Genomic DNA, 21829 nt, shown 5'->3' with positions numbered 1-21829 from the left:
CGTCAGCGCCCCATTCTTGGCGCCATCGACGACATGCCGAACGACGCATGGATGGGCGGTGCCGCGTTGCGAGCCGGCCTGCTTTTCCCGGACCAGCCAAGGCCTGAAAGCCATTCGAGATAGTAGGCGAGCGCGAACTGCATGGCGATGCCGGCTGATATCAGCAGGCTGTCATAGGCAAACCCGCCGGGATTGATCAGCTTCAGCACCTGCGCCGCCATTGCGAGCACCGTGCCGGCAATGAAAACCGGCAGCGATCTTTTGCCTAGTATGGCAAGCGGATGATCGCGCCCGGCGCGGAACAGGTTCGAGATGGCCGGGAATGCCACGATCAGGTAGCTCACCGCCAATATATGCAGCAGCCTCGGCAGTGACAGGAACGTCTTGTCGAAGCCGGTCAGCACCGGAGGCAGGCCAAACCAGGAGATATGCCCCCAGAGCGGGCTGTGCACCCAGACCAGCGCCACAGCGGTGTAAGCCAAGGCGGCACCGACCAGCCAGCGATTGACCGGGATGGTGCCACCGCGACGCACATACAGCGTGCCTGCCAGGCCGATGTTGAAAAGGAACTGCCACGACAGCGGGTTGAGGAACCAGAAGCCGGGCTCGGGATAGTTGGGCGGAGCAATCTGGTAAATTCCCGCGCCCAGCCACAGCGCGCCGGATGCAACCAGTGCCAAGACCGGCCAATAGCTGACGAAGAGCAAGAAAAGCGGCGTCAGCAAGAGCAGCACCGTATAGACCGGCAGGATGTTGTTGTAGCCGAGCTGGTGGCCAAGCGTCACGATGCCGATCAGCACTTGCGGCGCATTCTTGATCAACGGCTCGATGTTGATCATCGTCAAAAGCTCCGGTCGCCTGGCGAACACCGCCGCGGCGCAGAAGATCGCCATCACCACCATGGTGGTGACGATGTGGGCGGCGTAGAGCACACCGGCGCGGCGCCACATCTTCAACGTTGCCAGTAGCCGGTTTCCAGGCTGGAATTTCTTCCCGTAAGCGAGCGCGACCGAGATGCCGGAGATCAGCACGAAGACCTCCGCCGCATCCGAAAAGCCGAAATTCTTATAAGTCAGATACTCGAAGGCGGTACCCGGCACATGGTCGACAAAGATGGTCAGCAGAGCGAGAGCGCGGATCACATCGATACGCGTGTCGCGGTCTGGGACACGCATTTCGCGGTCCGGGACACGCGAATCGCGGTCTGGGGAAATCTGGGTGGTCATCGACAAAAAGGCCTCAAAGCTGGTTGTTCATACCGGCAATGCGACCCCCGGCGCACCGCTTCGATTCCTCCCGAAGGACTATTATCGGCGAAGAAACGGACTGTAGTGCGCCCGGTTCAATCAACTTTCGCGGAGCTTGAAAATATTACGTTTTGAAGCCGGCAAACTGACCGAAGTCATCATGAAATCAAAAGGATGAGGCATGACTGAAGAGACCTCACAAGATGGTGCGTTAGAGCGTGATCTCGCCTTCCCCTATCGCCTTTACTGCCCGGCGGATTCAACTGGGGAATGCTTCTTCCTGCTGCATGGGTCTGGTGTCGACGAGACGACATTGGTGCCGCTGGCACGAGAGATAGCGCCGCGTGCGATGCTGATCGCGGTGCGCGGCCGCGTGGTCCAGGAGGATGGTTTCCGCTGGTTCTCGCGCATCACGCCGACGCGCTTCGAACAGCAGAGCATCCGCACTGAAACCGATGCCTTTGCGGGCTTCGTCAGCGACGTGGCCGCGCGCCACCATCTCGACCTTTCCCGCACGAATTTCCTTGGCTATTCGAACGGCGCCAATCTGGTTTCGAGCCTGATGCTGTTGCATCCCGGCCTAGTCGAACGCGCCGCGCTGCTGCGACCGATGCCGGTGCTCGACGACGTGCCGGCGGCGGATTTGTCAAAGGTGCGGGTACTGATGATCGCCGGTGCAGCGGATCTCACCTACGCGCCCTTCGCGCCGGCACTCGTCACGCTGCTCAGCAAGCACGGCGCCGAGATCGATGCCCGGATTGTTCCATCGGGTCACGAATTCGGCAGCGCCGACGCGGTGATCGTCAGGCAATGGCTGGCAGCGTCCCCGTCGAACCAAGCTGGCTAATAGCGGCGGAGCCAACATCCCGTTGCCATACGCTTCCGCCTATCCTCGTCCCATCCGGTTCCAGGCATCCAGCCCGGCGATCTTGTAGGCTTCGGCGAGCGTCGGATAGTTGAAGGTGTTGTTGACGAAGAAGTCGACAGTGCCGCCGAGATTGATCACCGCCTGGCCGATGTGAATGAGCTCGGTGGCGCCCTCGCCGACGATATGCGCGCCGAGCAGGCGGCGCGTTTCGATCGAGAACAACAGTTTCAGGAAGCCGGTGTTGACGCCCATGATGTGGCCGCGCGAGGTCTCGCGAAAACGCGCCACGCCGACCTCATAGGCCGCACCGCTCTCGCGCACCTGTTCCTCGGACTGGCCGACCGTCGAGATTTCCGGCACCGCATAAATGCCGTAGGGAAATGTTTCCGGTGGCGGCGGCAAGGGCACGCCGAACGCATGGCAGGCCGCCACCCTGCCCTGCTCCATCGAAGTCGAGGCGAGGCTTGGAAAACCAATGACATCGCCGGCGGCATAGATGTTGGGCACGCTGGTCTGGAAGGATTGGGGATCGACCTTGATGCGGCCCCTGGAGTCGGCATCGATGCCGACGACATCCAGGCCCAGGCTGCCGACATTGCCGGTGCGGCCGGCCGCGTAGAGCACGACCTCGGAACGGATGGTGCGGCCATCGGCCAGTTCCACCTCGGCGGTATCAGGCTTGGAGCGTATTTCCTTCACCGCGCTGCCCAGCCGGATGGTCATGCCGCGATCGCGCATCTGGTGGATGAAATCATCGACGATCTCGCGGTCGACGAAATCGAGGATGGAGTTGCGCGGCTCTACTAGCGTCACAGGCACGTCGAGCGCGGAAAAGATCGTCGCATATTCGACACCGATGACGCCGGCGCCGATCACGGTCAGTGTGCGTGGCAAACGATCCAGCTCCAGCATCTCATCGCTGTCGAAGACGCGGGTCTTGTCGAAAGGCACCTCGCGCGGCCGGTGCGGCCTTGTGCCAACCGCGATCAGCGCATTGGCGAAGCCGACCTCGATGTAGTCGCCGGTATCGGTCGTCAGGCTGACCTTGTTGGGGCCAAGGAATTTTACTGCGGCGCGGGCGCTCTTGACCGTATTGCGCATGAACTGGTGCTGCAGCACCTCGACCTCGTGGTCGAGCGTCTTGTGCAGGCGCTCGACCAGATCGCCGACCGAGATGTCCTGCTTGACCCGGTAGCCGCGCCCGTAAAAACCACGCTCGCGCCAGCCGGACAGGTTGAGCACGGTCTCGCGCAGCGTTTTCGACGGAATGGTGCCGGTATGCACGGAGACGCCGCCCAGACGCCTGCCGCGGTCGACCACCAGCACCGATTTGCCGAGCTTGGCCGACTGCACCGCGGCACGGCGGCCGGAGGGGCCGCTGCCGATGACCAGCATGTCATAGTCCATCTTGCCCCGTCCCCTACCCCTGGGCGCTTTGTTGCGCCGCAGCAAGCTAATGCCATCCGCATCCCAAATTCAACCAATTCAGAATGCATCTGACGCCGAATGAGCTTACGCGCCGCAAAACGCCCGATCTTGATTCCGCTACAGATCTTCACCATTTCATTGCTGAGCGGCCCGCACCCTATGCCGGGCCCCTGTTACGAGGAAATGACATGAACGCGCGCGTTCTCGACGGCGAAATCATCACCACCAGGCTCGACGATGTCAGGGCCTATGACGGCGTGCGCACGCGGCGCATCCTGGCCTTCGTGATCGACTATGTCATCGTCGCGCTGCTCACCATTCCGTTTGCCATCCTGGTGTTCTTCCTCGGGCTGTTGACCCTCGGCCTTGGCTGGACGCTGTTCGGCGTCCTGGTCCCGGCCGTCGCCATTCTCTACATCTGGAACACGCTGGGCAGCACCGACCAGGCCACCACGGGCATGAAGATGATGGGCATCCGGCTCGACCGGCTCGACGGCAGGCCGATCGACGGCCTTACCGCGGTCGTTCATTCGGTGCTGTTTTGGGCCGGCAACGTCATCCTGTCGCCGCTCGTGCTGCTGGTGACGCTGTTTTCCGACCGCAAGCGCACCTTGCACGACCTTTTGCTTGGCACGGTCGTCAGCCGCACCGACCGCTGAAACGGCCCTCTGAAGAGCAGTCGCAACCGATAAAGCGCAAATGTGAAGGCGCCGAGTCAACCACGCCCTCACAATCCTGTTGAATTTTTCGCCGTCCGCGCCAAAGGTAGAGCGATTCGAAGGAGTGTTTCCAAGGCTCGATGACGCAGCATCCGACCCAGTCGCCGCAGTTCTTCCTGACCGCGCCATCGCCGTGCCCCTATCTCGACGGCCAGTTCGAGCGCAAGGTGTTCACGCATCTGGTCGGCGACAAGGCCGCGGAGATGAACGACCTGCTGACGCAAGGCGGCTTCCGGCGCTCGCAGAACATTGCCTACAGGCCGGCATGCGAAACCTGCCGTGCCTGTGTTTCGGTACGCATCCTCGCCCAGGAATTTGTCGCCAGCCGCAACATGAAACGCGTGCTGCACCACAATTCCGATCTCGTCGGCTACATGCACAATGCCGAGCCCTCGACCGAACAATATTCCCTGTTCCGCAGCTATCTCGATGCCCGCCACCGCCGTGGCGGCATGTCCGACATGACGGTGCTCGACTATGCCATGATGGTCGAGGATACCCATGTCGACACCAAGGTGATCGAGTATCGGCGGCGCGGGCCCGACACGTTCATCACCGGCAAGGGACAGGGCGAACTGATCGCGGTGGCGCTCACCGACAAGATGGCCGACGGCCTGTCGATGGTCTATTCCTACTTCAATCCCGATTTCGAGGAGCGGTCGCTCGGCACGTTCATGATCCTCGATCACATCGCCCGCGCCAGGGCGATGGGCCTGCCCCATGTCTACCTCGGCTACTGGGTCAACGGCTCGCGCAAGATGAATTATAAGATGCGCTTCATGCCGCAGGAGCATCTCGGCCCAAAAGGCTGGGAGCGCTACACCAACGAAGCGGTTTTACGCTAGTTACTCTTTCCCAAATCCGAGCCTAAATATTTTCAACCGAGATGACGCTGGGTCTTTCCGCTGCTTGGCGGCGAGTGTGCAATTGCGCCGGTCCACCGCCACTCACGAATTCATTGCGAAAGTCACAGCATGTCGTCTCACGATGTTCACACCAAAGGACTTCTGCTCACCGCGCTTGGCGGGCTGACGCTGACCGTAGACATCCCGCTGATCCGGCTCGCCCATGGCGAGGCGTGGACGATCCTGCTGTTGCGCACCGCCTGCACTTTGGCTGCGGCACTGATCGTGTGGACCATCTGGCGCTCGTTCAGCAAAAATGCGCCACAGCTCATTCCGGGCTGGTCGGGCCTGATCGTCGCCGCGATCTACGGGCTTGGCGCGATCGCCTTCATCACCGGCGTCTACAACACCTCGACGGCCAACCTGGTTTTCATCCTGGCCTTCACCACCATGTTCGCCGCGCTGCTGTCGTGGGTGTTCCTGAAGGAGCGGCCCCGGCCGCTGACCCTTGCAGCATTGGCAATGATGATCGTCGGCGTCGCCATCATCGTCGGTGATTCCGTCGGCACCGGATACCTGTTCGGCGACGTGATGGCGTTGTGTTCGGCCTTCCTGATCGCTTGCGCCATCACCATCTCGCGCGCCAGCGGCAAGGACATGGGCTTTACCGCGCTGGTCGGCGTCATCCTGCCCTTCGGGCTGGCGGCGTTCATGGTCTCCAGGACCGGCTTTCAGGTGGAGGCGCCATGGTGGATCATCCTCAATGGCGCCGTCATCATGCCGATAGCGTTCTTCTGCCTCGCCAACGGGCCGAAATACATATCAGGGCCTGAAGTGGCGATGTTCTACCTGCTCGAAACCGTGCTGGCGCCGGTCTGGGTGTGGATGATCTTCGACGAAACGCCGACGCGCAACAGCTTGATCGGCGGCGGGATCCTGATCGTAACGCTGATCGCCCATTCCCTGTGGCAGTTGCACGAGGGACGCAAGCGCCGTAGCGACCTTGCGGTGCATCATCCGGTGTAGAGCAAGCCGGCTTTCGAGATCAGGCGCTGGCCTTCTTCTTGGCCAAGTCAGGTTCCGGCAGCGCCTCGATCTGTGGGCCGGCTTCGATTTCGGCCGGCGAGCCCGGAGCTATTTCGTCGGCCAGTTCCACCTCACGCAGCCATTCGCGCCAGATCGCGACCAGCAGCGCCATCAGCACCGGGCCGATGAAGAGGCCGAGAAACCCCATGGTCTTGACGCCGCCGATCAGGCCGAAGAACGTCGGCAGGAAAGGCAGTTTTATCGGCCCGCCGACCAGCTTCGGGCGCAGTGTCTTGTCGACGATGAACAGCTCGACCGCGCCCCATAGAAACAGCGCCAGCCCGGCCATCGGCGATCCGCTGGCGGCGAGATAGATCGAGACCAGCGTGAAGGACAGCGGCGCGCCGCCGGGGATCAGCGCCATGACGCCGGTCAGGGCGCCGAGCGTTACCGGCGACGGCACGCCGGCCAGCCAGTAGGCAATGCCCAGCACCAGGCCTTCGCCGATGGCGATGACGGTCATGCCGGTCACCGTCGACGAGATCGTTGCCGGCACGACGCGCGAGATCCGCTCCCATCTGGCCGGCAGGATGCGCTCGCCGAGACGGTCGACCTGGGCGGCAAAGTGTTCGCCGTCGCGATAGGCGAAGAACAGCGCGATCATCATGAACAGCAGCGTCAGGAGCAGGCCGAAGGCACTGCCGCCGGCGGCCAGCACGCCGCGATAGATGCTGCCGATATTGGCGCCGCTGACCAGCTGGATCAGTTCACCAATGCCGCCGGGATGGCCAAAATTGGTCGTCCATTGCTCGTTCAGCCACTCGCCCACGACAGGCATGGTGGCGATCCAGTGCGGCGTCACCGCACCGTGCCGGTTGGTCTCGATCGCCCAGGCGACCCACTCGCGGACCTCGTTGATCGCATAGGTGCCGGCGAGAGCGATCGGTATCACCAGGAAGGCGAGGATGAAGAGGATGGCAAAGGTCGCGGCGATGGTGCGGTTGCCGCCGACCGCGACAAGCAGGCGGCGGTAGAGCGGCCAACTGGCGAAAGCGATGACGAGCGCCGCCAGCACAGGAAACAGGAAGCCGTGGAAGAAATAGACGCCGGCGGCGACGATCAGCACCAGCAGCCAGCGCGCCGCCGACAACGGCGGAATGACGGCGGCCCGCAACGGCGTCGACAGGCCGAACAAGCGCTGCTGTCGTTCCGGTTTCTGGATTTTTGCTTCCTTCAAACGCCTGCCTCTTCCAAACACCCTTCCCGCTTATGCACTGATATAGTGCAGCAATCGTGACGATAGTCCAAATGGATAGGTATCTCCCCCCTCGAGGGGGAGATGGCCGGCAGGCCAGAGGGGGTCGCCGCGCATGAAGCGCCAGCCTCCTCCGTCTGCGATAGGAGGTCGCGTCCGGTCGAACCGACCCCCTCTGTCGCCTTCGGCGACATCTCCCCCTCAAGGGGGGAGAATAGCTACCCAAATTTCCCCGTCCTCGGGAATCCCTTCGGCACCATGCGTCCGGCCGAGGCGCGGGCGCCGATCCATTCGGCCAGTTCCTCGCGCGACCTTGTGAAGGTGCGGTCGGCTGAATCCTGCCAGGAGAGGCCGCTCTCCAGCGTGAACGGCTTGAGATCGAGAAGGCCGCCGTCCTTGTATTTCTGCAGCCGCACGCCCTTGCCGCGGCCCATCTCCGGAATTTCGGAGAGCGCGAACACCAGCATCTTGCGATTCTCGCCGACGATGGCGAGGTGATCACCTGTAACCGGAATGCAGCGCTTGGCCTCGTCCGGCGCCTTGACGTTCATCACCTGCTTGCCCTTGCGGGTGTTGGCGACGACTTCCTCCTCGGACACGATGAAGCCGTTGGCGTCATGCGAGGCCAACAGCAGCTTGCGCTTCGGATCGTGAACGAAGGCGGTGACGATGTCCTGATCATTGTCCATGTCGACGATGATGCGGATCGGCTCGCCATGACCGCGGCCGCCGGGCAGCCGGTCGGCACCGATGGTGTAGAACTTCCCGCCGGTGGTGAAGACCAGTACCTTGTCGGTGGTCTGGGCATGGAAGGCGAGCTTGAGGCTGTCGCCCTCCTTGAAGGTCAGCGTCGAGAGGTCGGCCAGATGCCCCTTCATCGCCCGCAGCCAGCCCTTTTCCGAGACGACCACAGTGACCGGTTCGCGCTCGATCATGGCGTGCGCAATGTCGGTCAGATCATGCTCGGGCGCATCGGCGAACTGGGTGCGGCGCTTGCCGAGCTCGGTCTCCGGACCGAACTTGTCGCGGATGTTGGTGACTTCCCATTTGATCGTCGCCCACTGCTTCTCGTTTGAAGCAAGCAGTGCCTCGATCTGCTCCTTCTCGGCGCTCAGTCCGTCGAATTCCTTGCGGATCTCGAATTCTTCCAGCTTGCGCAGAGCGCGCAGCCGCATGTTGAGGATGGCTTCGGCCTGGGTGTCGGTGAGCGACCAGCGGGCCATCATCACCTGCTTTGGCTCATCCTCCTCGCGGATGATCCTGATCACCTCGTCGATGTTGAGATAGGCGATCAGGTAGCCGGCGAGGATTTCCAGGCGCCGTTCGATCTCACCAAGCCGGTGTTTCGAGCGGCGGACCAAAACGTCGCGGCGATGCTCGAGCCACTCCTGCAGTACGCCCTTCAGCGACAGCACATTGGGCACCTTGCCGCGCGACAGCACATTCATGTTGAGCGGAAAACGGCTTTCGAGTTCGGTGAGCTTGAACAGCGATTCCATCAGGATGCCGGGGTCGACCGAGCGGCTCTTCGGCACCAGCACGACGCGGATGTCTTCCGCGCTTTCGTCCCTGATATCCTCGAGCAGCGGCAGCTTGCGCGCCATCAGCAGCTCGGCGATCTTTTCGATCAGCCGCGCCTTCTGCACGCCATAGGGAATTTCGGTGACGACGATGCTCCAGGTGCCCCTGCCCTGATCCTCCTGGATCCATTTCGAGCGCACGCGAAAGCCGCCCCTGCCGGTTTCATAGGCTTCGAGGATCGAGGCGCGGCTGTCGACGATGATGCCGCCGGTCGGGAAATCCGGGCCCTGGACGAAATCCATCAGCTTCGCCACCGGCGCATCGCGATGCTCGATCAGGTGAAGTGCCGCGTCGCAAAGCTCGGCCGCATTGTGGGGCGGGATCGATGTCGCCATGCCGACCGCGATGCCGGACGAGCCATTGGCCAAAAGGTTCGGGAAGGCGCCGGGCAAAACCACCGGCTCTTCGTCTTCTTCATTGTAGGTCGGCCGAAAGTCGACGGCGTCCTCGGTGATGCCGGACAACAGTTCGGTCGCGACATCGGTCATGCGCGCTTCGGTGTAACGCATGGCGGCGGCGTTATCACCGTCGATGTTGCCGAAATTGCCCTGCCCGTCGACCAGGGGGTAGCGCATCGAAAAATCCTGCGCCAACCGCACCAGCGCGTCATAGATCGACTGGTCGCCATGCGGGTGGAACTTGCCCATCACCTCGCCGACGATGCGGGCGCATTTGGCAAAGCCCTGATCGGGGTTGAGGCGCAGCAGGCGCATCGCGTGCATGATACGGCGATGGACCGGCTTCAGTCCGTCGCGCACGTCGGGCAGCGCCCGGTGCATGATGGTCGACAGCGCATAGGCAAGATAGCGCTCTTCCAGCGCCTTCTTCAGATCGACCGGCTCGATATGATCGCCACCGCCATTTTCAGGCGGCAAAAGCCTTTTTCCCATGGGCTGGGACTAGCCGAGCGGGTGATTCGCGGCAAGAGGCAGACGGCTATGCCGGCCCTTCTGCAACACGAAACCGTACGCCAAGGGATATCGACCAACATCAGCCTGTTACATGCGGGTTCTAAGGCCAAGCGCGATGATATCCGGCAGCCGGCTCTTCATGATAAATTAGCCGGTTCGCACGTAGACGGTGGCATCGGGTTTGCCTTTCGCCGTGATTTTCGACCATTGTGCCGGGATACGCCTTTTTCCGGTCCAGTTCCTCACTGAATGGTGATGGCGCAAAGAATTGAAAAAACAATTTCAGAACACTCTCAGGGATCTGCGATGACAATCAAACGCTCAACTCTCCAGAAATTTGCCTTTTCGACCTTTTTGCTCACACTGCCGCTGAACGCGGCCCTCGCCCAGGATGCGGCGGTTGCCGACCGGCTGAAGGCGGCACTTTCCGCCCAGGGCGTCGACATCACCTGGACCGGCGTGACCGGTGACAACACCAGCATGGTGCTGCAGGGCGTTGCCGTCAAACCGGCGGCGGAAAAGGAAGCGCTCCCCATCGGCGACGTCAAACTCGAAGGCATCACCGAGGCCAATGGCGGCTATGACATCGCCACCGTGTCGACCGCTGCCTTCCAGCACAGCAAGGACGGCGTCACCCTCGATCTCAGCCCGTTCGTCATCCACGACATGTCCGTTCCGGCCGACGGCGCGACCAGCCCCTTGGGCTCGCTGATGATGTACAAGTCTGCCGAACTCTCGAACATGACCGTCAAGGTCGCCGACAAGACCGCCTTTTCGATGGACGGGCTTGCCATCGAGATCACGCCGCCGGCGGACGGCAAGGCGATGGAATTCACCGCCACCACGGAAAAGTTCAACGCCGACCTGACGCTGGTCGACGATCCCAAGTCCAAGGAAGTGATCAACGCACTCGGCTACCAGAACATCGCGGGCAATCTCGAGATGGCCGGCACCTGGCAGCCCACGGACGGCAAGATGGAACTGTCGAAATACGACATCTCCGTCGAGAATGCCGGCACGTTCGGAATGACCTTCGATCTCGGCGGCTATACGATGGATTTCGTCAAGTCGCTGCAGGAAATGCAGAAGAAAATGGCGGCACAACCTGAAGGCGCCGACAATTCGGCGCAAGGCATGGCGATGCTCGGCCTGTTGCAGCAGCTTTCGTTCAACGGCGCCTCGATCCGTTTCGACGACGATTCGCTGACCAACAAGGTGCTGGACTATGTCGGCAAGCAGCAAGGCATGTCCGGCAAGGACATTGCCAACCAGGCCAAGGCGATCGTGCCGTTCGGCATGGCGCAGCTCAACAACCCGGAACTGACGGCGCAGGTCACAGCCGCGGTCGGCAAATATCTCGACGATCCGAAGAGCCTCGAGATCTCGGCCGAACCGCCGGCATCGGTGCCGTTCGCGCTGATCATGGCGGGCGCCATGTCCAATCCGCTCGACCTGCCGAAGACGCTCGGCGTCACCGTCAAGGCCAATGAAGACTGATCGAAGCGACCTCAAGATGCGAAAAACCCGGCAGCGATGCCGGGTTTTTTATGGGGATTAGCGAATCGAAAGAATCGGTTCGGGCGGTTTTTTAAAGTATCGCCCGAAGCGCGATCAGGCGTCCTTCTTCGGCGCAGCAACGCGCAGCGACAGTTCGCGAAGCTGCTGCGGGCTCGCTTCCGAAGGCGCGCTCATCAACAAATCATAGGCCTGCTGGTTCATCGGGAACATGGTGACCTCGCGCAGGTTCTTCGCCCCGACAAGCAGCATGACGACACGGTCGATACCGGCAGCCATGCCGCCATGCGGCGGCGCGCCGTACTGGAAGGCGCGGTAGAGGCCGCCAAAGCGCTCCTCGACCGTGGCGCGATCGAGCCCGACCGTCTCGAACGCCTTGACCATGGTTTCGGGCAGATGGTTGCGGATACCGCCGGAAGCGATCTCAAAGCCATTGCAGACCATGTCGTACTGGAACGCCTTGATGCCGAGCAGATCCTCGCCATTCAGCGCATCGATGCCACCTTGCGGCATCGAGAACGGGTTGTGGGCGAAGTCGATCTTCTTCTCTTCCTCGTTCCATTCGAAGAACGGGAAATCGACGATCCAGCACAGTTCGAAGCGTTCGCGGTCGACAAGGTTCAGCTCCTCGCCGGCGCGGGTGCGCGCCGCACCTGCAAAGGAAACAAACTTGTTCGGATCGCCGGCAACGAAGAAGGCAGCGTCGCCATCGGCAAGGCCGAGCTGAAGGCGGATCGCCTCGGTGCGCTCCTCGCCGATGTTCTTGGCGAGCGGGCCGGCGCCTTCGAGCTTGTCGCCCTCCTTGCGCCAGAAGATGTAGCCCAGCCCCGGCTGGCCCTCGCCTTGCGCCCAGGAATTCATGCGGTCGCAGAAGGCGCGGCTGCCGCCGGTCTTCGCCGGAATGCCCCACACCTCGGCCTTCGCATCGTTGGCCAGGATGTTGGCGAACACCTTGAAGCCGGAGTCGCGAAAATGGTCGGAGACAGTCTGCATCTCGATCGGGTTGCGCAGGTCGGGCTTGTCGGTGCCGTATTTGCGCATGGCGACGTCGTAGGGAATGCGCTGAAAGTTCTGCGTCACCGGCTTGCCGTTGGCGAAGGTCTCGAACACGCCCCGCATCACCGGTTCCATGGTCGACAGCACGTCGTCCTGCTCGACGAAGCTCATTTCGAGGTCGAGCTGGTAGAATTCGCCGGGCAGACGGTCGGCGCGCGGATCCTCGTCGCGGAAGCAGGGCGCGATCTGGAAATAGCGGTCGAAGCCCGACACCATGATCAGCTGCTTGTACTGCTGCGGCGCCTGCGGCAACGCGTAGAAGGTGCCGGGATGGATGCGCGACGGCACCAGGAAGTCGCGCGCGCCTTCCGGCGACGAGGCGGTGAGGATCGGCGTCGAGAATTCGGTGAAGCCGACATCGCCCATGCGCTTGCGCATTTCGGCGATGATTTTTGTCCGCGCAATGATGTTCTTGTGCAGCGTCTCGCGGCGCAGGTCGAGGAAACGGTATTTCAGCCGGATGTCTTCGGGGTAGTCAGGCTCGCCGAACACCGGCAGCGGCAATTCCTTGGCCGCCGACAGCACTTCGATCTCGCGGGCGAAAATCTCGATCTCACCAGTCGGCAAATTGGCGTTCGTGGTCTCCGGCAAGCGCGCCTTGACCTCGCCGTCGACGCGGATGACCCACTCGCCGCGCACGGTCTCGGCGACCTTGAAGGCCGGCGAATCCGGATCGGCGACGATCTGGGTCAGGCCATAATTGTCACGCAGGTCGATGAAGAGCAGGCCGCCATGATCGCGCACGCGATGCACCCAGCCCGACAGGCGAACGGTCGAGCCGACGTCGCTCTTCCTCAACTGGGCACAGGTATGGCTGCGGTAACGGTGCATTGTCATTGATAAAGTCCGGGGTGCTGGGTTGCGGGCCGAAGCATTACAGCCCGGCCGGAAAATTTGCGCGAAAAGCGCATGAGAGGCCGCCTTTGTCAAGGCAAGCGGCTTTGGTTGCCTCTTGGTTCGACCTTCAGGGTTCAAGTCTCTGCCGGCCTTCATGCATTGCCGCCAGAAGTGTTTCTTGCGACGATGCAGTCATCAAACGATTTGGAGATGCTTTATGCCGAAACGCACTCTCCCAAAGGGCATCGGGCCACACAATGGCCGCGAGTTGGAATTGATGCTTCGGAGCGACAAGCCAATGGCCTTGTTCGCGGCAGAACCGGGTATGGACACCGAAGATGTTGGGGACGCGCATTTCAAGCCGTTTGTCGACGAAGGCCGAATTCTGAAGTTCTCCCAGGTTGATCCCAAAACGTCCGTGGAAGAACGCTGCTACTGCCTGCCGACAGAGGAATGGCGCGGCAAGCTCAGCCTGCTGATCGCTCGTATGTGTCGCAGCGGAGAAGCCTTTGACGTCTTCACATCGAATGATCTGGCGAGACTGGAGGGTGCTCTCCTTGGCTATTCAAAGGAGAGTGTTGAAGCGTTCATTGCACATGCGGCGTCGCTGAAGCTGCAGAATTCCAGCACGGATTGAACGGCCTACCCGTTCCCGGTCCAGGCCGAATTCGAACTATGCCACCAGGATTGCCGCTGGCGTTGGTGGAAGCGATGGTTCAAGAAGGGATCATCGACACGTGATTGCCTCTTAATGTCCTCCATCCGCCCGCTGATCCCGCTCCTTCTCGCCGCCGGCATCCTGCTTGGCGGCAACGGGCTGCAAAGCACGCTGATCGCGCTGCGCGGCGCGCAGGAAGGGTTTTCGGCTTCCGACATCGGCCTGATGGGCACTTTCTATTTCGCCGGCTTCCTGCTCGGTTGCCTGGCCATCACCCGCATCATGAAGGCCGTTGGCCACATCAGGGCGTTTTCGGCGCTGGCGGCGATCGCCTCGGTCGGCACCTTGCTCCTGGTGCTGGTCATCGATCCGGTGATGTGGTGCGCGGTGCGCTTTGCCGGCGGTTTTTGTTTCGCCGGGCTGTTCACGATCGTCGAAAGCTGGCTGAATTCCGGCGTCAGCAATCACGACCGTGCACGCGTGCTGGCGATCTACCGGATGGTTGATATTGGTTCGGTGACCGGCGCCCAGTTCCTGATCCCGATCTTCGGCGCAGGCGGCTTCGCCATCTTCGCCATCATGTCGATGATGATCACGCTCTCATTGGTGCCGGTCTCTCTCGGCGACCGCTCCAACCCGACGCCGCCCGAGGACGTCAAGCTCGACCTCGCGCGCGTCTGGCGGATTTCGCCGCTCGGCTGCTTCGGCTGCATCGCCGTCGGCGTCACCAACAGCGCCTTTCGCACGTTGTCGCCGGTTTATGCCGAGCAGATCGGTATGTCGGTCGCCGATGTCGTCACCTTCGTCAGCGTCGGCATCTTCGGCGGCGCCATCATCCAGTACCCGCTCGGCTACCTCTCCGACCGCTGGGACCGGCGCCGGGTGCTGTTGATGACGACCTGCTGCGCGATGTTTTCAGCATTGGCGCTGGTGTTCATCGCCGGCAACAATCCGCTGCTAAACTTCATCCTCATCTTCATCTTCGGCTGTTTCGCCATGCCGCTCTATTCGCTGTCGGCGGCGCACTCCAACGACCGCGCCGATACCGGCGAGTTCGTGCTGATCAACGCTGCGCTGATGTTGTTCTATTCCTTCGGCGCCATTGGCGGCCCGTTCGCCGCCTCGACGGCGATGCAGTATTTCGGACCGGGCGCCCTGTTTGTATTCAGCGCCGCGGTCTATGCGATCTTCATCGCCGTCATCCTCTACCGGATGCAGGCCCGGTCCGGCGTGCCGGCAGGAAGGCGCAGCCGCTTCACCGCGCTGTTGCGCACCTCGACGGTTTTCGCACGGCTGACGAGAAGAAACAGCGATTCCGATGGGCCGGCGGAGCCGTGACGACGGTGCCAAAGCTTGACGAAAGCCCCGCCGGCTGAAATCTAGGAAGACCTTACTCCTGCCAAAAGCGATTTGATGCACGTCATCACCACCCAGAAAGAACTCGAGACCGTTCTCGCCGCTTTCGAAAAGTCGGATTTCGTCACCGTCGATACCGAATTCATTCGAGAAACGACCTTTTGGCCGATCCTGTGCCTTATCCAGATGGCCGCACCCGGCGTGACGGCGCTGATCGATCCGCTGTCGCCAGACATCGACCTGAAGCCGTTCTTCAAGCTGATGGCCAATGAGGCGGTGGTCAAAGTCTTCCACGCAGCACGGCAGGACATCGAAATCATCGTCCATCTCGGCGATCTGGTTCCGCATCCGGTGTTCGACACGCAAGTGGCGGCGATGGTCTGCGGCTTTGGCGACAGCGTTTCCTACGATCAGCTCGTGCAGCGCATCACCGGCGCGCGGCTCGACAAGTCATCGCGCTTCACCGATTGGCGCCACCGGCCGCTTTCCGACAAGCAGCTCGATTACGCGCTGGCCGACGTCACCCATCTGATCGAGGTCTTTCAGCACCTCAGCGCCGAGCTGGTACGGGAAAACCGCGCTCATTGGCTCAACGAGGAGATGGAGGTCCTGACCTCGCGCGAGACCTATGACCCGCATCCCGAGGACGCCTGGAAGCGATTGAAGATGCGGCTGCGCAAGCCGCAGGAACTTGCGATCGTGCAGAGCGTGGCGGCGTGGCGCGAGCGCGAGGCGCGCGAACGCGACGTGCCGCGCGGCCGTGTGCTCAAGGACGACGCGATCTACGAGGTGGCGCAGCAGGCGCCGCGCGACGTGGCAGCCCTTGGCAAGCTGCGCACGACGCCGAAGGGCTGGGAACGCTCGTCGACGGCAACGGCGCTGCTTGGCGCGGTCAACACCGCGCTTGCCTTGCCCAAGGATCAGATGCCGAAACTGCCAAAGAGTTTCCAGCCGCCCGAGGGCTCCAACGCGGCGGCGGAGCTGTTGAAGGTGCTGCTGCGGATCGTCGCCGAAAAGGAAGGCGTCGCCTCGAAGGTGCTGGCCTCCAGCGACGACATCGACCGTATCGCGGCCGAGGGCGAGGATGCCGACGTACAGGCTCTGCAGGGCTGGCGGCGCGCCGTGTTCGGCGAGGCAGCGCTCAAGCTGGTGCGCGGCGAGATCGGCATCAAGTTCGACAAGCGCAAGATAGCGCTGTTCGACCTCTAGGCGAGCGGACTTCCCTTCTCCCCTTGTGGGAGAAGGGAGAACTGCCCTGGCTCAAACCGCTCCGAGCAGGTGCAGCGCAAACCAGATCCATCCCAGCAAAAGTACCACCGCACCGACGAAGAAAGAGCGGCTGCGCAGCAGCAGATTGTTGCTGGTCAGGTGAATCCAGGCATGGAAATAGCGCGACGCGACAAAAATCCACATCAGCGCCAGAGTCAGATAGTTTACGCCGTTGGTCAGGTGCAGCATCAGGCACAGCACATAAAACAACACCGGCAGCTCGAACTGATTGATGAGATTGGCGGCAACGGCAGAGCTGGAACTCGGCTCGGTCGAGCGCGCCTTGTACTGACCCGGCTTGGCCTCGCCTGACTTGACCGCGCCGTATCTGCGACGACCCAGGACGACATAGACGATGTAGATCAGCAGCACATGCGCCAGAACAGGCCAGAAGATCGTGGTCTGGTTCATGAAGTGCCCCCTGCCCCGTCTGGCATCAAGCCTGGCGTTTCTGGCCTGCCAGCCAGAAGGCGGCAATGACGATCACCGGGACGGCGAAAAGCGCGAATTTGGTGACGGTCAGCGCCGAGGCCAAGGACAGCGAGTCCGGGTTGGCCGACAGGAAATCCGACAGAAGCCGCGCCACCGCGATGTTCTGGGCGTAGTCGGCAAGCGTGTAGGGCAGCACCAGGACCAGCGCGAAGATCGATTGCAGTTGGCTCGGCAGCTCGCGGAAGTTCTTCAATCGCCGGCCCGTGGCCAGGATCAGGCTGACTAGCGTCACCGACAGCAGCGCCGGGAACAGGAGATCGAAGGTCAGATAGTGCCAGACGAGAATGATCTCGCCGCCGCGCCGGCCGAGCGCCGTCAGCCAGGCCATGCCTTCGTCGGGCGTGAAGCCAAAAATGCGCATGTCGAGTGACGGCAAGCCGCCACTCAACTGGCGGAAATAGAGGAATTCCATCGCCGTCATGGCGATGAATAGCGCCGCCGACAGGAAACAGAGCGCGGCCACATGGCGTGACAGCCGCAGGATCGTTGCGGTCAGGTTCCGCCCGATCCCGTACTGGTCAGGCTCCGCCGGGATAATTCGGGCTTTCGCGGGTAATCGTGACGTCATGGGCGTGGCTTTCACGAAGTCCGGCATTGGATATGCGCACAAAAGTGGCGCGCTCGCGGAAATCGGCAAGGTCGCGGCCACCAACATAACCCATAGCGGCTTTCAAGCCGCCCGCAAGCTGGTGCAGCACGCCGGACACAGGTCCTTTGTAGGGAACCTGCCCTTCGATGCCTTCCGGAACCAGTTTCAGCGTGTCGCGCACCTCGGCCTGGAAGTAGCGATCGGCGGAACCGCGGGCCATCGCGCCGACCGAGCCCATGCCGCGATACGCCTTGAAGGAGCGGCCCTGGTGCAGATAGACCTCGCCCGGGCTTTCGTCGGTTCCAGCCAGCAGCGAGCCGATCATTGCGGCACTCGCGCCGGCGGCGAGCGCCTTGGCGAGATCGCCGGAATATTTGATGCCGCCGTCGGCGATCACCGAAACGCCGGATTTGTACGCCGTTTCGACCGCCGACATGATCGCCGAAAGCTGCGGCACGCCGACGCCGGCCACGATGCGGGTGGTGCAGATGGAACCCGGACCGATACCGACCTTGACGGCGTCGGCACCGGCGTCGATCAGCGCCTGCGTGCCTGCGGCGGTGGCGACGTTGCCGGCTAGGATGCGAACCGAATTGGAGAGCTTCTTGGCGCGCGTCACCGCGTCCAGCACGCGCTGCGAGTGACCATGCGCGGTGTCGATCACCAGAAGGTCGACGCCGGCATCGATGAGGCGTTCGGCGCGTTCGAAACCGTCATCGCCAACGCTGGTGGCGGCGGCGGCGCGCAAGCGGCCCTGCACGTCCTTGGTGGCGTGCGGGTTGAGCTGCGACTTCTCGATGTCCTTGACGGTGATCAGCCCGACGCAATTGCCCTGCCTGTCGACGACGACCAGCTTTTCGATCCTGTGCTGATGGAGAAGCCGCTTGGCCTCGTCCTGGTCGACATTCTCCTTGACCGTGATCAGGTTGTCACGGGTCATCAGTTCATGGACCTTCTGCGCCGGATCGGACGCGAAGCGCACGTCGCGATTGGTCAGGATGCCGATCAGCCGCCCGACCTTGTGTCCACCGGTACCGCCATTCTCGACCACCGGAATGCCCGAGATCGAATAGCTGCGCATCAGGCCCAGCGCGTCGGCGAGCGTCGCGTCGGGGCCGATGGTGACGGGATTGACCACCATGCCGGATTCGAATTTCTTGACCTGACGCACCTGCTCGGCCTGTTCGGCCGGCGAGAAATTGCGGTGGATGACGCCGATGCCGCCGGCCTGGGCCATAGCGATGGCAAGCCGCGCCTCGGTGACGGTGTCCATAGCCGCCGACAGGATCGGCACATTGAGGTCGATGTCGCCGGCGATGCGGGTGCGGACATCGGTTTCGCCGGGCATGACCTCGGAATGACCGGGCTGCAGCAGCACGTCGTCAAAGGTCAGCGCCAATGCGCCGGTGGACGTTTCGATGATTTTTGCCATGGCCAGTCCTCGGAATACAAAAAAGCGCTGGACCGGAATGGACAGCGCCGACTCGTTTCTTCCCTTTCAGGATTGGCGCTGGCTGGTACCACGTCCCGGCGCCGATGAAAAGCCAATGATTTCGCGCTCCCGCAATGGTGACTTTTCGTCCAAAGGGATGCCACCTGTGGTTGCCGGTCGCACAAAAGTGACAGCAAATTAATGCGACATCCAGGCGAAGGCATGGTAACCGCCGGCTTCAAGGCCGACATGCAATCGGCGACGCAAACATTCACGTCTGGACGCGTTCCTTGAACCGCACCATCCCGCTCATACTGGCGGTCGCCCTTTTCATGGAAAACATGGATTCGACCGTCATCGCCACATCGCTGCCGGCGATCGCAATCGACATTCACACCAGCCCGATTGCGCTGAAGCTGGCGCTGACCGCCTATCTGGTTTCGCTGGCGATCTTCATTCCGATCAGTGGCTGGATGGCCGACCGTTTCGGCGCCAAGAATGTGTTTCGTGCCGCGATCGCGGTGTTCATCGTCGGCTCGATCGCCTGCGCCCTTTCCGGTTCGCTACCGGCTTTCGTGGTCTCGCGCTTCCTGCAAGGCATCGGAGGCGCCATGATGACGCCGGTCGGGCGGCTGGTGCTGGTTCGCGCGACACCCAAAAGCGAACTCGTCGCGGCAATGTCCTGGCTGACCGTTCCGGCACTGGTCGGGCCACTGGTCGGGCCGCCCGTCGGCGGCTTCATCACCACCTACTTCACCTGGCACTGGATTTTTCTGATCAATGTGCCTATCGGCGTGGCCGGCATCTGGCTGGCGACCCGTTTCCTGCCGGAGACCGAACCCGCGCAGACCCCGCCACTTGATTTCATCGGCTTCGTGCTGAGCGGGCTGGCGGCGTCCGGCGTGGTGTTCGGCCTGTCGGTGGTCAGCTTGCCCTATCTGCCGCCAATCGTCGGTGTCATCACCGTAGCGGTTGGCCTCGTGTCGGGCACGCTCTATCTGCTGCATGCGCGCCATGCCAAAAACCCGCTGCTGGCGCTCGAACTGTTCCGCAACCAGGTGTTCCGTTCATCGGTGCTTGGCGGCGGACTGTTCCGCATCGGCATCGGTGCCGTGCCGTTCCTGTTGCCCCTGATGTTCCAGATCGGCTTCGGGCTGACGCCGTTCCAGTCCGGCATGATCACCTTCGTCTCGGCGATCGGCGCCATCGGTATGAAATTCGTCACCGCGCTGATCTTCCGCGTCGCTGGTTTCCGTCGCATGCTGGTTATCGGTTCGCTGGTCGCCGCGGCGTCGATTGCCATCAACGGCCTGTTCACACCCGACACACCCTATCTGCTGATGCTGGCCATGCTGCTCGTCGGCGGCTTCATCCGCTCGATGTTCTTCACCGGCGTCAATGCGCTCGCCTATGCCGAGGTTTCGGCAGAAGACACCAGCAAGGCTACGCCGATTGCCGCCGTCTTCCAGCAGCTGTCGATCGCGCTTGGCGTGGCGGTGGCCGGCGGCATCCTGGAAGTGTCCACGGGCCTGCACGGCCGGTCACTGACGCTGGCGGATTTCCACACCGCGTTTTTCGTCGTCGCGGCAATCTCCGCCGTCGCGTCCCTGTCGTTCATGCGGCTGGCGCCCGATGCCGGCAACGCCGTCTCCGGCCATGGCCGGCTGACGACACCCAAGACGCTGGAAACGGTGAGCCCGCCGGGCAACTGACGCGGCTTAAGTTTCGGGCTCGCCCTCTGGACGTTCCAATCCGCCCGACGGCGGCTCTCGCCCCTTGAAGTCCTTGGCCAAGAGATAAAGCTCCACCGATTCATCGCGCGACGCCGGCGGCTTCACATGATGCACCGAGCGGAAGTTCTTCTTGAGCATGGAGAGCAGCTCGTTTTCGGCGCCGCCCTGGAAGGTCTTGGCAAGGAAATGCCCGCCCGGCTTCAGGACCGACAGCGCGAAATCGGCCGCCACCTCGCACAGATGCATGGTGCGGATGTGGTCGGTCCGCTTGTGGCCGGTGGTGGGTGCCGCCATGTCGGACAGCACGATATCGGGGTCGCCGCCCAGTGCCTCGGCCAGCCTTTGCGGCGCCAGCGGATCGAGGAAATCCATCAACAGCACCGGTGCGCCGGGAACGGCGTCCATTTCCAGATAATCGATGCCGATGACATGCGGCTTGTCGGCCGTCGATTTCGTGCGCGCGGCCGCGACCTGGCACCAGCCGCCGGGCGCGGCGCCGAGGTCGATGACCTTCATGCCGGGTTTGAGCAGATGATGCTTGTCGTCGATCTCGATCAGCTTGTAGGCCGCGCGCGAGCGATAGCCGTCAGCCTTGGAGCGCTGGACATAGGGATCGTTGATGTGGCGCTGCAGCCAGCGGCGCGACGATTCCTTCAGGCCGCTCTTCTTCTTGATCCGCGTCTTCAACACGCGAATGCTGGCGGATCCTGGTTTTTCCGGTTTCTTGGTCATTGCCTGATTTCTTGTCCGAGTTTTCTAACTCGCCGAGTTGTGGCCGTTTTTCGACGTCTGCGCGTTTCGTGAACGGCTTCCCCCACTCCGTCTCGGCTTCGCCGAGCCACCTCTCCCCCCTCCGGAGGGAGAGGAAGGGTGCCAAGGCCGGCGTCCTCGCGCCTTTCCTCTCCCCCGTCGATCGGGGGAGAGGTGGGGGGCCGCACACCCCCGACGGCGGGGGGGCGGGTACACCAACCAACCCGAGCGCGGGTCTGGACTGCCCAACCCCAAAATGACC

General features: G+C 62.3%; 18 protein-coding genes. 9 read left to right on the top strand and 9 right to left on the bottom strand.

Annotated elements, in window-relative coordinates; translation table 11 throughout:
• Window positions 1–2: 2 nt before the first annotated feature.
• On the bottom strand, window positions 3–1226 hold the full coding sequence (locus NKI73_RS31290; protein ID WP_352635648.1) for an OpgC family protein: 1224 nt from the start codon (window positions 1224–1226) through the stop codon (window positions 3–5).
• 202 nt (window positions 1227–1428) lie between these two features.
• Between NKI73_RS31290 and NKI73_RS31285 the strand changes: the two genes are divergently transcribed.
• On the top strand, window positions 1429–2094 hold the full coding sequence (locus tag NKI73_RS31285) for an alpha/beta hydrolase (RefSeq protein WP_352635646.1): 666 nt from the start codon (window positions 1429–1431) through the stop codon (window positions 2092–2094).
• 39 nt (window positions 2095–2133) lie between these two features.
• On the opposite strand, the gene sthA is transcribed toward NKI73_RS31285, so the two are convergent.
• On the bottom strand, window positions 2134–3522 hold the full coding sequence (gene sthA, locus NKI73_RS31280; RefSeq protein ID WP_352635644.1) for a Si-specific NAD(P)(+) transhydrogenase: 1389 nt from the start codon (window positions 3520–3522) through the stop codon (window positions 2134–2136).
• Between the two features lie 209 nt (window positions 3523–3731).
• Here sthA and NKI73_RS31275 point away from each other — a divergent pair, with 209 nt between their 5' ends.
• The 3 genes from NKI73_RS31275 (at window position 3732) to NKI73_RS31265 (ending at window position 6133) form a co-directional block, all read left to right on the top strand.
• Window positions 3732–4202 carry an RDD family protein gene (locus NKI73_RS31275; protein WP_352635642.1) on the top strand — a complete coding sequence of 157 codons (471 nt, stop codon included), beginning with the start codon at window positions 3732–3734 and terminating at the stop codon, window positions 4200–4202.
• 140 nt (window positions 4203–4342) lie between these two features.
• Window positions 4343–5107 (top strand): arginyltransferase, encoded by a 765-nt coding sequence (locus NKI73_RS31270; RefSeq protein ID WP_352635641.1) that lies wholly within the window; start codon window positions 4343–4345, stop codon window positions 5105–5107.
• Between the two features lie 129 nt (window positions 5108–5236).
• Window positions 5237–6133, top strand: a complete 897-nt coding sequence (locus NKI73_RS31265) for a DMT family transporter (RefSeq protein ID WP_352635639.1) — start codon at window positions 5237–5239, stop codon at window positions 6131–6133.
• 19 nt (window positions 6134–6152) lie between these two features.
• Here NKI73_RS31265 and NKI73_RS31260 read toward each other — a convergent pair whose 3' ends face one another.
• Entirely contained in the window at window positions 6153–7370 is a 1218-nt protein-coding gene (locus tag NKI73_RS31260; protein WP_352635638.1) for an AI-2E family transporter, read from the bottom strand.
• A gap of 236 nt (window positions 7371–7606) precedes the next feature.
• On the bottom strand, window positions 7607–9859 hold the full coding sequence (parC, locus tag NKI73_RS31255) for a DNA topoisomerase IV subunit A (protein ID WP_352635636.1): 2253 nt from the start codon (window positions 9857–9859) through the stop codon (window positions 7607–7609).
• A gap of 327 nt (window positions 9860–10186) precedes the next feature.
• Here parC and NKI73_RS31250 point away from each other — a divergent pair, with 327 nt between their 5' ends.
• A complete protein-coding gene (locus tag NKI73_RS31250) occupies window positions 10187–11377 on the top strand; it encodes an aq_1923 C-terminal domain (protein WP_352635635.1) in 1191 nt (396 codons plus the stop codon).
• A gap of 114 nt (window positions 11378–11491) precedes the next feature.
• Here NKI73_RS31250 and aspS read toward each other — a convergent pair whose 3' ends face one another.
• Complete coding sequence (gene aspS / locus NKI73_RS31245) at window positions 11492–13282, bottom strand: aspartate--tRNA ligase (RefSeq protein WP_352635669.1); 1791 nt, start codon at window positions 13280–13282, stop codon at window positions 11492–11494.
• Between the two features lie 223 nt (window positions 13283–13505).
• Here aspS and NKI73_RS31240 point away from each other — a divergent pair, with 223 nt between their 5' ends.
• From NKI73_RS31240 to rnd, 3 genes are all read left to right on the top strand, one after another.
• Window positions 13506–13925: a hemin receptor gene (locus NKI73_RS31240; protein ID WP_352635634.1), complete on the top strand. Its 420-nt coding sequence runs from the start codon at window positions 13506–13508 to the stop codon at window positions 13923–13925.
• Window positions 13926–14039: 114 nt separating this feature from the next.
• Window positions 14040–15284, top strand: coding sequence for an MFS transporter (locus NKI73_RS31235; protein ID WP_352635633.1), 1245 nt, complete (start codon window positions 14040–14042; stop codon window positions 15282–15284).
• 75 nt (window positions 15285–15359) lie between these two features.
• The gene (gene rnd / locus NKI73_RS31230) at window positions 15360–16511 is read left to right on the top strand and encodes a ribonuclease D (RefSeq protein ID WP_352635631.1); all 1152 of its coding nucleotides are present in this window, start codon (window positions 15360–15362) and stop codon (window positions 16509–16511) included.
• Between the two features lie 51 nt (window positions 16512–16562).
• Here the strand turns inward: rnd and NKI73_RS31225 are convergent, their stop codons facing one another.
• Genes NKI73_RS31225 through guaB form a run of 3 tightly spaced genes read right to left on the bottom strand, consistent with a single transcriptional unit; the run spans window position 16563 to window position 19084 of the window.
• Window positions 16563–16982, bottom strand: coding sequence for an MAPEG family protein (locus NKI73_RS31225; protein ID WP_352635629.1), 420 nt, complete (start codon window positions 16980–16982; stop codon window positions 16563–16565).
• Window positions 16983–17007: 25 nt separating this feature from the next.
• Window positions 17008–17631, bottom strand: coding sequence for a hypothetical protein (locus NKI73_RS31220; protein ID WP_352635627.1), 624 nt, complete (start codon window positions 17629–17631; stop codon window positions 17008–17010).
• On the bottom strand, window positions 17582–19084 hold the full coding sequence (guaB, locus tag NKI73_RS31215) for an IMP dehydrogenase (RefSeq protein WP_352635625.1): 1503 nt from the start codon (window positions 19082–19084) through the stop codon (window positions 17582–17584). The genes NKI73_RS31220 and guaB overlap by 50 nt, the downstream gene beginning before the upstream one ends.
• Window positions 19085–19374: 290 nt before the next feature.
• Between guaB and NKI73_RS31210 the strand changes: the two genes are divergently transcribed.
• Complete coding sequence (locus NKI73_RS31210) at window positions 19375–20796, top strand: MFS transporter (protein ID WP_352635623.1); 1422 nt, start codon at window positions 19375–19377, stop codon at window positions 20794–20796.
• 6 nt (window positions 20797–20802) lie between these two features.
• Here NKI73_RS31210 and NKI73_RS31205 read toward each other — a convergent pair whose 3' ends face one another.
• A complete protein-coding gene (locus NKI73_RS31205) occupies window positions 20803–21549 on the bottom strand; it encodes an RlmE family RNA methyltransferase (RefSeq protein WP_352635621.1) in 747 nt (248 codons plus the stop codon).
• Between the last annotated feature and the right edge of the window lie 280 nt (window positions 21550–21829).

Origin of the sequence: Mesorhizobium sp. M0496 (genome assembly GCF_040321205.1) — a bacterium.
Taxonomy (GTDB): domain Bacteria; phylum Pseudomonadota; class Alphaproteobacteria; order Rhizobiales; family Rhizobiaceae; genus Mesorhizobium.
This window is presented reverse-complemented; position numbering and strand designations above follow the sequence as displayed.

What these genes read in the sequence shown, in the direction of transcription:
- NKI73_RS31290 (WP_352635648.1), bottom strand. Translation starts at nt 1,226, where the DNA reads ATGACCACCCAGATTTCCCCAGACCGCGATTCGCGTGTCCCGGACCGC.
- NKI73_RS31285 (WP_352635646.1), top strand. Translation starts at nt 1,429, where the DNA reads ATGACTGAAGAGACCTCACAAGATGGTGCGTTAGAGCGTGATCTCGCC.
- sthA (WP_352635644.1), bottom strand. Translation starts at nt 3,522, where the DNA reads ATGGACTATGACATGCTGGTCATCGGCAGCGGCCCCTCCGGCCGCCGT.
- NKI73_RS31275 (WP_352635642.1), top strand. Translation starts at nt 3,732, where the DNA reads ATGAACGCGCGCGTTCTCGACGGCGAAATCATCACCACCAGGCTCGAC.
- NKI73_RS31270 (WP_352635641.1), top strand. Translation starts at nt 4,343, where the DNA reads ATGACGCAGCATCCGACCCAGTCGCCGCAGTTCTTCCTGACCGCGCCA.
- NKI73_RS31265 (WP_352635639.1), top strand. Translation starts at nt 5,237, where the DNA reads ATGTCGTCTCACGATGTTCACACCAAAGGACTTCTGCTCACCGCGCTT.
- parC (WP_352635636.1), bottom strand. Translation starts at nt 9,859, where the DNA reads ATGGGAAAAAGGCTTTTGCCGCCTGAAAATGGCGGTGGCGATCATATC.
- NKI73_RS31250 (WP_352635635.1), top strand. Translation starts at nt 10,187, where the DNA reads ATGACAATCAAACGCTCAACTCTCCAGAAATTTGCCTTTTCGACCTTT.
- aspS (WP_352635669.1), bottom strand. Translation starts at nt 13,282, where the DNA reads ATGCACCGTTACCGCAGCCATACCTGTGCCCAGTTGAGGAAGAGCGAC.
- NKI73_RS31240 (WP_352635634.1), top strand. Translation starts at nt 13,506, where the DNA reads ATGCCGAAACGCACTCTCCCAAAGGGCATCGGGCCACACAATGGCCGC.
- NKI73_RS31235 (WP_352635633.1), top strand. Translation starts at nt 14,040, where the DNA reads ATGTCCTCCATCCGCCCGCTGATCCCGCTCCTTCTCGCCGCCGGCATC.
- rnd (WP_352635631.1), top strand. Translation starts at nt 15,360, where the DNA reads ATGCACGTCATCACCACCCAGAAAGAACTCGAGACCGTTCTCGCCGCT.
- NKI73_RS31225 (WP_352635629.1), bottom strand. Translation starts at nt 16,982, where the DNA reads ATGAACCAGACCACGATCTTCTGGCCTGTTCTGGCGCATGTGCTGCTG.
- NKI73_RS31220 (WP_352635627.1), bottom strand. Translation starts at nt 17,631, where the DNA reads ATGACGTCACGATTACCCGCGAAAGCCCGAATTATCCCGGCGGAGCCT.
- guaB (WP_352635625.1), bottom strand. Translation starts at nt 19,084, where the DNA reads ATGGCAAAAATCATCGAAACGTCCACCGGCGCATTGGCGCTGACCTTT.
- NKI73_RS31205 (WP_352635621.1), bottom strand. Translation starts at nt 21,549, where the DNA reads ATGACCAAGAAACCGGAAAAACCAGGATCCGCCAGCATTCGCGTGTTG.